We start from the raw sequence: 4,649 nt of genomic DNA, 5'->3' as shown, positions 1-4,649 counted from the left end.
TGCATTCAATACCAAACAGCAAGCCAACGAACAAGCCCAGCAAGCTATTATCGATGAACTACATAGGCAGCTAGGGCAAGTTATAAGCGAAAGAGACTGGCTTAAAAAAAAGTCCTTACAGCTACCCTGAGCACTCGTAAACAACTGCTAGAACCTGATAACAAGGATTTTAGTGTTCGTAAGCAATGTGAATTACTCAGTATCAACCGCTCAAGTCTGTACTATCAGCCAAAGCCCATCAGCGAGCTTGATATTACCCTGATGAACCTGCTTGACCAGCAGTACACCAAGACCCCATTTTATGGGGTTAAACGTATGACAGCGTATTTGAGGCAACTAGGCTATCAAGTGGGAGAAGATCGAGTTAGGCGCTTACTACGGCAAATGGGGCTAGACGCTATTTATCAGCATCCTAACACGAGTAAGCCTAACTCTGAGCATCAAGTTTACCCGTACTTGCTTAGGCATGTACCGATTAGCCGTTGTAATCAAGTATGGAGTACTGATATCACCTATATTCGCCTAGCCAAGGGCTTCGTGTATTTGATGGCGGTGATAGATTGGTACAGTCGTTATGTTCTAGACTGGTCGCTATCTACCACGCTTGAGGCGGATTTCTGCGTGGATACGGTGAGCAGCTTACTGCACAATGGGTTACGCTGTGAGATTTTTAATACGGATCAAGGCTCTCAGTTTACCAGCCCAAGATTTACCAGACCGCTCATTGAGCAGGGTATTGCCATCAGTATGGATGGTCGCGGTAGGGCTCGGGATAATATCTTTGTGGAAAGGCTTTGGCGGTCAGTGAAGTATGAATGCGTGTATTTGCGACAGTTTGAGACAGTCAGTCAGGCAAGAGCAGGTTTGAAAGAGTATTTCGAGTTTTACAATCATGAGCGTTTACATCAGTCGCTCGATTACCATACTCCTGCACAGGTTTATCTGGCTAACAATAGTTCGGATAATAAATCGTTTTATCAACCCAATTCTATCTTAATTTTATGATAATTTGGTCTAGACATTGGGGAGTACCTTATTCTGGGTTGTTGGTTCACTACTCATGAGTTGGGTTTTCCGTAAGCATTTTATTTATCATTAAACAGTTATCTAATTGGGTCGCCTTGTTATACCCATCTAGCGTATCCAGTCTATGTTTGCTTAATTGCTGCTTTTTGCCGATTTTCAATGTATTTTTTGCGGGCGATATTAATCATACCCCAAGCAAATAAAAACGTGGCAATGTAACTGTTGACAGTAATGATATCGCCATACGCTTTAATCTGTGCTTCTCGCGTGACAATTTGGTTGAGGGATTGTTGGGCTTGTTGCTGTGAAAAATTGTTGTCGGTGATAATGGGTTTAAACCCTGCTTGGTATTGTTGAAGCCGCTGGGTTACTGTGGCATCTGTCGATTGCATTTGCTGTAAAATACTTTGTTTATGATACTGGGTGCGCTGCTGTTGCAGGGTGCTATAAAAAGCCGAGCCTACCAGCCCGCCAAAGTTTTGGGTCGCACCAAACAAGATGATAAAGGTGATGACATGATTGACGCTTTGTCGCAGCGTGAGCCCAAATCCCATCAATACCAATGGACCCATAAACAGTGAGCCTGCAAACGCGACTGCAAATTGACTGAGATAAAAATTTTGGGGTCGCACTTCACTGGTGAGCATATTGGCATCATACACACTGGCAACCGCCACGAGCAAAGTCGCTACCACCATCGGCGGAATCAAATGATCCCGTGAAAAGGTCAGTGCGCTGACTATCAAACCTGCCAACATACCAAAAAATATGACCGTATAAAAACCCACAAACTGGTCGGACATGATGCCTTGGGATTTTAAAAAATTCACCACCGCATAACTTTGCTCAGACATAATCAAACGCAGTAAAAAAGCGCCTACTACAAAACGCCATAACGCAACACTCCCCAGCCAGCGGGTCATAATCAAGGGATTTTTGCGGTAATGCTCAAAGAAAAAGCCTGACATCAACAGCGCCAACGCGCCAATGAGCATATACGCCAATAACGGTGAGTTTTCCCACCACAAAATCGACCCTTTTACCAACACCCCACACAGCAACCCAAAACCGGGCGCCAATAACAAAAAGGTGAGAATGTCTTTCTTTTCATACACTTCGATACGTAAACTTCGTGGCAACTTGACGGCGACCACCATCGCAAAACAACACAGCGCCAAACCAAACTCAAAGGTGTAAAGCCGAGTCCAGTCGTTCACATTGACCAAATAAGGCGACATTATCCAAGCCAACGGAATCGCCAGCGCACTGACCCCAAAACCAATATACAAACCTTGCAGACGATACTGACTACTAAAGGCTTGCATCACATAATAAAGCCCCAGTGAGGATAACGGTGCCGCGACAAAGCCTCCTATCGCCCTGACCAGTAAAGCCATCGGATAGTTTTGCACAAATATATGAATAAACATCACCAGCATGAACATCAGCAGGGATATTTCAGAAAACCAGCGCAATCCAAATTGTTGACGCGCTTTAAACAGCAGCAGGTTGGCGCTGACATTTGCCATAACATACACAGCAGGTATCCAAGCCACTTGTGAGGGTGTCAGCGCATATTCGCCTTGGATTTGCGGTAAATTGGCGGTAATAATGCCGTTGCCCAAGCCACCACAAATTGCAATAAAAACGCCGATGATAAAGTACACAATGCTTTTTGATCGAGAGTGAGCAATACTCGGCGGGGAACCGGGTAGCGCGGGTTTTTCATCCTCGGTCCAATTGGGTGGCGTTTCTAAGATTCTAGGTGATTTCAAAGGGTGGCTCGATTTTGATACTGTTAAGACAAGAGAGGTTGGCTATAGTGTAATCAAAAATAGGTTTAGCGTCAGCGACAAAATAGTTCTATAAATGTGACATGATACATGTGACATGGACTAGCGCTATGCTTGCCATCATTACCCAACCCATCATTATCTAACCAATCATTATCACACTGGTCATTGAAACCCATCAGGCAAGCTACGGTCAAATTCATCCAGTAAATATACCCAGTCGATTAAGGGCTAACATTTTTAAACAAAAAAATTTGATTTTTTTGCTGTATAGGTGTTTTTTAGTTGCCAAAATGCGCTAGGCTATCCATTCATTCATCATTGATTTATCACTGCTATGAACCCGCTTCACCAAACCGATTTGCCGACACTGGGGCGCAATACCGACATTGACCACCATGCTGATTTACAAGTGTTGCAGCGTATCAAACGATTTTTATTGCCCCGTGATTTTGAGGTGCCAAAGGATTTATTGCAACAGATGCAGCAAGGGTATGGTATCGCAGATCAGCCTGTCGATGCGCTGTTATCCAGCGATATCAAATTTGCCAAACCTCTGCAGCAATTGATTTTGCATGAGCAAGGGATAGCGCAAACGAATGACGTATTGGCAGCCAAAGCGTTATTGCAACAGCCAGCGTTTGAAACACTGTATCAGCAGTTTTGCCAATATCCGAGCTGGTATGATGCCAAGCTTGCCGAGATTGGCGCAATTGCCTATCGGCGCTATCCGTTGATGCTGATTTGGTTACTGCGTAATGTCGCGCTAATGGCAGGGTATAGTATCCCTGCGCTCTCATTGCCACTCATCAAAACAGGGGCGTTAGTGCATGATGCATTGCCGAGGCTCATGCGAACCTATGCCTATATTTTGGCAGTGTCTGAGTACCCAGCGATTAGCCGCAACCAGCAACCCCCATTGGCAATTGGCACAGAAGGCTGGCGGCAAAGTCTGCAAGTGCGTCACATACACGGTCTGGTACGACAACAATTATGCCGCCATGATTGGGACAGTGGCTACTGGGGGTTGCCCATTAACCAAACTGATATGGTGGCGACCCACCTGCAGTTTTCGCTACTCATTATGCGCGGACTAAAATTACTGGGGGCAAGAATCAGCGCCGAAGAGTCCAAAGGCATTATGCACTTATGGCAACTGGCGAGTTGGTGGATGGGGATTGAGCTGGCACGGATTCCTGAAGATGAAACCGAGGCGTGGGCATGGCTTTATAGCTATTTGGCAACTCAGCAATTAGATTTTGAATTTGGTAAACCCCTCGCCAAAGCGCTGCATGATTTACCCTCTACGCCATCATACGCATCCAATCAGTGCAGATTTTAGAAGAGCCAATACCCAATTGGGTGAATGATTTAAGTTTGGAAGAATTAAGTCGAAAAGGCGTGCTTGAAACCCATTTAACACAGCGAGGAAAGCCAATTATATTAAGGCTTAAAATTAATCATATTGCTGCCCAACATCTGACCGAGCGACCACTATCAAACGATCAGACGTTAGAAAAGCTGGATGAAAAAAACTTGTTACTTACAGCGACCGTGATGAATACCGTAAGGCTTGAAGATTGGCTAATCAGTATGTCGCATATGTCAGAAGTGCTTGAGCCTGTTAAGCTTAGAGAAATGATTATTGATAGATTAACAGATGGACTGAATCAATACACCAAATAAAATTATCAACTAGTAGTTTTAGATTAAAATTAAAACAATGTCAAATTAGTGATAATTAAAAACCAAAATAGAACTAATTTTACATTAATGATTTAAGATTAATATGCTTTTTTATGTCATTTAAAGTGTCATCCATAACTACTC

3 protein-coding genes and 1 pseudogene are annotated in these 4,649 nt (G+C 43.9%); 3 read left to right on the top strand and 1 reads right to left on the bottom strand.

Going from position 1 to position 4,649, the window contains the following annotated elements; all coding sequences use genetic code 11:
• Positions 1-1,005: pseudogene (locus A1019T_RS04485) on the top strand (IS3-like element ISPpy1 family transposase); the annotation flags it as partial.
• A 143-nt stretch (positions 1,006-1,148) separates the two neighbouring features.
• On the opposite strand, the gene A1019T_RS04480 reads toward A1019T_RS04485, so the two are convergent.
• Positions 1,149-2,801 carry an MFS transporter gene (locus A1019T_RS04480; RefSeq protein ID WP_077450603.1) on the bottom strand — a complete coding sequence of 551 codons (1,653 nt, stop codon included), beginning with the start codon at positions 2,799-2,801 and terminating at the stop codon, positions 1,149-1,151.
• A 355-nt stretch (positions 2,802-3,156) separates the two neighbouring features.
• On the opposite strand from A1019T_RS04480, the gene A1019T_RS04475 reads away from it, so the two are divergent.
• Both A1019T_RS04475 and A1019T_RS04470 read left to right on the top strand, forming a co-directional pair.
• Entirely contained in the window at positions 3,157-4,161 is a 1,005-nt protein-coding gene (locus A1019T_RS04475; protein ID WP_077450602.1) for an oxygenase MpaB family protein, read from the top strand.
• 35 nt (positions 4,162-4,196) lie between these two features.
• A complete protein-coding gene (locus A1019T_RS04470) occupies positions 4,197-4,505 on the top strand; it encodes a WCX domain-containing protein (protein ID WP_455566952.1) in 309 nt (102 codons plus the stop codon).
• The last annotated feature ends 144 nt before the right edge of the window (positions 4,506-4,649 follow it).

Source organism: Psychrobacter piechaudii (assembly GCF_900162825.1).
GTDB lineage: Bacteria > Pseudomonadota > Gammaproteobacteria > Pseudomonadales > Moraxellaceae > Psychrobacter > Psychrobacter piechaudii.
Note: the sequence above shows the minus strand (reverse complement) of the source record. Positions and strands in the feature narration are given on the sequence as shown.